Genomic DNA, 5,424 nt, shown 5'->3' on the forward strand with positions numbered 1-5,424 from the left:
AGCAGGCGCACGGCGCCGGAGGACCAGTCGACGTGCGGCGACGGGTCGTCCGCGTGCAGGGAGGCAGGCAGCACCCCGTGCCGCAACGCCTCAACCATCTTGATCACGCCGGCGACGCCCGCCGCCGCCTGGGTGTGCCCGATGTTCGACTTGGCGGAGCCCAGCCACAACGGCCGCCGCCGGTCGCGTCCCTCTCCGTACGTCGCCAGCAGCGCCTCCGCCTCGATCGGGTCGCCGAGGGAGGTGCCGGTGCCGTGTGCCTCGACCGCGTCGACGTCCGAGGTCCCGAGCCCTGCGTCGGCCAACGCCGCCCGTATCACGCGCTGTTGGGACGGTCCGTTGGGCGCCGTCAGGCCGTTGCTGGCCCCGTCCTGGTTGACGGCGCTGCCCCGTACGACCGCGAGCACCCGGTGGCCGTTGCGGCGGGCGTCCGACAGCCGCTCCAGCACCAGGACGCCGACGCCCTCGGCCATCGCGATGCCGTCGGCGTCGGCGGAGAACGGCTTGCACCGGCCGTCCGGCGCCAGTCCGCGCTGCCGGCCGAACTGGATCAGCGGGTTCGGGGTGGCCATGACGGTCACGCCGCCGGCCAGCGCGAGGTCGCACTCCCCCGACCGCAGCGCCCGGCCGGCCAGGTGCACCGCCACCAGCGACGACGAACACGCCGTGTCGACCGTCACCGCCGGCCCCTCGAACCCGAACGTGTAAGCCACCCGGCCGGACAGCACACTGCCGGCGCCGCCGGTCATCAGGAGCCCCTCGACATGCTCCGGCGTCCGCTCCAAGGGCTGGGCGTAGTCGTGGTAGACCTGTCCCGCGAAGACGCCGGTGCGGCTGCCCTTCAGGGCGCCCGCGTCGAGCCCCGCCTGCTCCAGCGCCTCCCAGGAGGTCTCCAGCAGCAGCCGCTGCTGCGGGTCCATCGCCAGCGCCTCACGCGGCGAGATGCCGAAGAAGCCGGCGTCGAAGTCGCCCGCGTCGTACAGGAAGCCGCCCTCGCGGGTGTACGTCGTGCCGGCGTGATCGGGGTCGGGGTGGTAGAGCGCGTCGAGGTCCCAGCCGCGGTCGGCCGGAAAGGCGCCGATGCCGTCGGCTCCGTCGGACATCAGCTGCCACAGTTCCTCGGGGCCGCTCACGCCTCCGGGGTAGCGGCAGGCCATACCGACGATGGCGAGGGGCTCGTCGGTGGGGGCCGTGGGCGGCTCCGGCGGCTCGGGCACGGGGGCGGTGTCCACCAGTTCGCTCACCAGGAACGCGGCCAGGTCGGTGGCGGTGGGGTGGTCGAACAGCAGCCCGGCGGGCAGGCGCAGGGCGGTCGCGTTGTTCAGCCGGTTGCGCAGTTCGAGTGAGCTGAGCGAGTCGAAGCCGATGTCCCGGAAGGAGCGCGTCGCGGAGACACGTTCGGCCGACGCGTGGCCCAGCACGGAGGAGGCCAGGTCCCGCACGAGTGCGAGGACCATGCCGACCCGCTCGTCGGGGGCGAGGGCCGACAGGCGTTCGGCGAACGGCGCGTCGTCGCCCGTCGGCCGGGGCGGGCGGACCAGGCCGCGGAGCAGTGCCGGGACGCCTTCCCGGGCGGCTCGCTCGCGGACCGGCCGCAGGTCCAGCTTCGTGGGCACGACGAGCGGACTCGGGTCGGTGACCGCGTGGTCGAACAGGGCGAGGGCCTCGTCCTCGGGCATCGGCACCACTCCGAGGCGGGCCAGGCGTGCCCGGTCGGTGGTGTCGAGGCCGGCGGCCATCCCGCCGCTGAGGTCGTCCTGCTCCCACAGCCCCCAGGCGAGGGACTGTCCGGGCAGTCCGAGGCCGGCGCGGTGGACGGCCAGTGCGTCGAGGAAGGCGTTGGCCGCGGCGTAGTTGGCCTGTCCGGCGCCGCCGAGCACGCCGGAGACGGACGACAGGAGGACGAACGCGGTCAGCGGGTCCTCGCGGGTGAGGTCGTGCAGGTTCCAGGCGGCGTCCACCTTGGGGCGCAGCACGGTGGTGAGCTGGTCGGGGGTCAGGGAGGTGACGGCGGCGTCGTCGAGCGTGCCCGCGGCGTGCACCACCGCCGTGAGGGTGTGGTCGGCGCGGAGGCTGTCGAGCGCCGCGTGGAGGGCGTCGTGGTCCGCCGCGTCGCAGGCGAGTGCCGTCACCTCGCAGCCGGCCGCGGTGAGTTCGGCCGCGAGGTCGCGGGTCGCCTCGGCGCCGCGCCTGCTGACGAGCGCCAGGCTGCGTACGCCGTACTCGTGGACCAGGCGCCGGGCGAGGAGGTGGCCGATGTGGCCGGACGCGCCGGTGATCAGGACCGTGCCGTCGGGGCCGAAGGACGGGGTGGTGTCGTCGGCGGTCGGGGTCGTGAGGCGGGTGAGCCGGGGGGCGTGGGCCTGGCCGGCCCGTAGCGCGACCTGGGGTTCGGTGCTCTCGACGACGGCGGGCAGGGACCGCAGCGACGCGGGGTGCCGGTCGGTGTCGATCAGGTGGAACCGTCCGGGCGTCTCGGTGTGCGCGGAGCGCAGGAGGCCCCAGACGGTGGCGGCGGCGATGTCGGGCGCGGGGTCCGGGCCGACGGCACCCTGGGTGACGGCGAGGAGCCGGGTGGTGGCGGTCCGCTCGTCCAGGAGGAGGGCGCGGGCGGTCTCCAGGGCCGCCGACGCGTGCGCGTGGGCGGCGGTTACGGTGTCGTCGTCCGTGGGCGGCACGGGCCACACGAGGATGTCGGGTACGGGGGCCCCGGCGTCGAGGGCGGCGCGCAGGTCGTCGAGGTGCCGGTAGGTGTCCGGGGCGGCGCCGGTCTCCCGGAGCGCGTCCAGGACGTCCGGGGCCGTGTGCCCGCTGTCGGCATCGCCCAGCAGGGCCCACCGGCCGGCGGGCCGCGGGTCGGCGGGCAGCGGCAGCGGTTCCCACGTCACGGCGAACGACGACCGGGCTGCCGCGCCCGCCGACGCGGTGAGGCGCGCGGGGTCGGCCGGGCGCAGGGTGAGCGAGCCGATGCTCGCGACCGGCTGCCCGGACGGTTCGGCGAGGTCGACGCGGATGTCCGTCTCGCCGGTGCGGGTGATCCGGGCACGCAGCGAGCGGGCGCCGGGTGTGTGGACCGTCACGCCGCCGAAGGCGTACGGCAGGCGCAGGCCCTCCCCGGGGGGCGCGGTGGTGAGCACGGCGTGCAGGACCGCGTCGAGGAGCGCCGGGTGGAGGGCGAAGCCGGAGTCGTCCACGGCTTCGGCGCCGTCCCGCTCGGGCTGCCGTGTCTCCGCGTAGACGGTCCCGTCGGGGGCCTCCCGGAGCCGGGTCAGGCACTGGAAGGCGGGACCGTAGGAGTACCCGTCGTCGGCCAGTTCGGCGTAGAGGTGGGTGAGGTCCCTCTCGGTGGTGCCCGGGGGCGGCCAGGCGGCGGCCCAGTCGGGTGCCGGGAGGTCTTCGGCGGGGACGGTACCGGCGGGGGCCGCGCCGAGGGTGGCCGTGGCGTGGTGCGTCCAGGGTGTCCGGGTGTCGCCGGGGGCCGTGGGGGCGTCGGTCGCGGGGCGGGTGTGCACGGTGGCGGTGGCCCGGCCGGGGCTGTCGGGGGCGGCGGTGACGGTGACCTGGAGGTCGGTGGCGTCGCCCGGCGCGGGCAGCGGCAGTGGGGTGTGCAGGGTGAGTTCGTCGATGTGCGGGGTGCCGTACCGCTCGCCGGCCTGCGCGGCCAGTTCGAGGAGGGCCGTGCCGGGCAGCAGCGGGAGGGTGCCGATGGCGTGGTCGTAGAGCCAGCGGTGGGTGTGCGCGGTGAGGCGTCCGGTCAGGACGAGGCTCTCGTCGGCGGCGGTGCGCAACGCGGCCCCGAGCAGCGGATGGCGGGCCGGTACGAGTCCGGCGGTCTCCACGTCCCGGGAACCGGTGCCGGTGTCGGGGCCGAGCCAGTAGCGTTCACGCTGGAAGGCGTAGGAGGGCAGGGGGATCCGGCGGGCGCCGGTACCGGTGTAGGGCTGCGTCCAGTCCACCGGGACGCCGTGGACGAAAACCTCGCGCAGCGAGGTGAGCAGGCGTCGCGGGCCGCCGTCACCGAGGAGCAGCGATCCGACGACGACCGCGTCGCGACCGGCTTCCTCCAGGGTGTGCGTGACGCTCCCGGTCAGGACCGGGTGGGCGCTGCATTCCACGAACGCGTCGAAGCCTTCGGCCGCCAGCTCGCGTACGGCCTGTTCGAAGCGGACCGGCCGGCGCAGGTTGCGCACCCAGTAGGCGGCGTCCGGGACATCGTCGCCGAGCCAGTCGCCGGTGACCGTGGACAGGAAGGGCACCTCGGCGCGGCCCGCCCGGATCGGGGCGAGGTCGGCGAGGATCCGGTCGGTCACGGTGTCGACGTGTGCGGAGTGGGAGGCGTAGTCGACGGGAATGCGGCGGGCCCGTACACCCCCGGCCTCGCATGCCGCCATCAGCCCCTCCAGCGCGTCGCTGTCACCGGAAACGACCGTCGAACCGGGGCCGTTGACCGCGGCGACCGTCACCCGCCCCCCGAACGCCACCAGCAACTCCTCCACCTCCACCACCGGACGCTGCACCGCCACCATGCCCCCACGACCGGCCAGCCCCGCAGCGATCGCCCGACTCCGCAACGCCACCACCCGCGCCCCGTCCTCCACACTCAACGCACCCGCCACCACCGCAGCCGCAATCTCACCCTGCGAATGACCCACCACCGCAGCAGGACGCACCCCGAACGACTCCCACACCGCCGCCAACGACACCATCACCGCCCACAACGCAGGCTGCACCAACTCCACCCGCCCCAAAGCAACCGCATCCCCCAACACCCCCAACAACGGCACATCCAAAAACGGCTCCAACGCAACAGCACACTCACCCATCCGCTCCGCGAACACCGGCACCCCAGCCAACAACTCCACCGCCATACCCACCCACTGCGAACCCTGCCCGGGAAACACGAACACCGTCCGCGCCCCCTCACCCCCCACCGGCACCACACCAGCACCCACAGCACCCCGCGCCAACGCCCGCACCCCGTCCAGCAGCTCCTCCCGCGAGCCACCCGCAACCACCGCACGACAACCATGCACCGCACGACCCGCCACCAAGGAAAGACCCACATCGGCCGCGGACACATCCGGCCGCGCCCCGACAAACGCCACCAACCGCTCAGCCTGCGCCCGCAGGGCAGCCTCACCACAACCGGAAAGCACCCACGGCACCACGGACGGCAGGTCGCGGTGGCGTGCGGGCTCGGCCGTGGCGGAGGCCTGCTCGATGATCACGTGGGCGTTGGTGCCGCTGATCCCGAAGGAGGACACGCCCGCCCGGCGGGGGCGCCCGGCCTCCGGCCAGTCACGCGACTCCGCCAGCAGGCGCACGGCGCCGGAGGACCAGTCGACGTGCGGCGACGGGTCGTCCGCGTGCAGGGAGGCAGGCAGCACCCCGTGCCGCAACGCCTCAACCATCTTGATCACGCCG

At 74.7% G+C, this 5,424-nt stretch carries 1 protein-coding gene and 1 pseudogene; both read right to left on the reverse strand.

Annotated features, from left to right (window positions below):
- A partial coding sequence (locus ACFXPK_RS32445; protein ID WP_385080738.1) for an SDR family NAD(P)-dependent oxidoreductase occupies positions 1–4,868 on the reverse strand: 4,868 nt, incomplete at its 3' end.
- 198 nt (positions 4,869–5,066) lie between these two features.
- Positions 5,067–5,411, reverse strand: a pseudogene (locus ACFXPK_RS32450) (ketoacyl-synthetase C-terminal extension domain-containing protein); the annotation flags it as partial.
- Between the last annotated feature and the right edge of the window lie 13 nt (positions 5,412–5,424).

This window comes from Streptomyces sp. NPDC059142 (genome assembly GCF_042755665.1).
Lineage (GTDB): Bacteria > Actinomycetota > Actinomycetes > Streptomycetales > Streptomycetaceae > Streptomyces.